This is a genomic window from Bradyrhizobium sp. Crot121 (assembly GCF_059512385.1).
In genome coordinates this window covers 1-341 of sequence record NZ_JCAMOR010000523.1, presented here as the reverse complement: position 1 = coordinate 341, position 341 = coordinate 1, and the positions used below count along the sequence as shown (strand labels likewise).

Annotated in this window: 1 protein-coding gene; it reads right to left on the bottom strand. The window is 57.5% G+C overall.

All coding sequences use genetic code 11. The features are described 5' to 3' along the window. The coding region (locus tag AC5ZGW_RS47770) for an enoyl-CoA hydratase-related protein (protein WP_496114357.1) at window positions 1-308 on the bottom strand (308 nt) is incomplete at its 3' end. Window positions 309-341 lie beyond the last annotated feature (33 nt).

Genomic DNA, 341 nt, shown 5'->3' with positions numbered 1-341 from the left:
TGAAATGCCGGCGGTCTCTTTTCCACGAGAGCCGCAAGGCCTTCCTTCACTTCCGGTCCTGTAAATCCCATGAATTCGAGCGCCAACGAAGCATCGAATGTCGGCCCGGCCTGCCGAAGCCAATTGTTGAGCGCGTATTTCGTCCAGCGAATGGCACTCGGCGGTCCTGCAGCAAGACGGCCGGCGACTTCGATCGCTTTTGCGTCCAATTCGTCGTCCTCGCAGCACATCGATACAACACCGATCCGCTCCGCCTCTTCGCCCAAAAGCTGATCGCACAGCAACAGATAGTATTTTGCCTTCGCCATTCCGCACAACAGCGGCCACACAATCGCCGCATG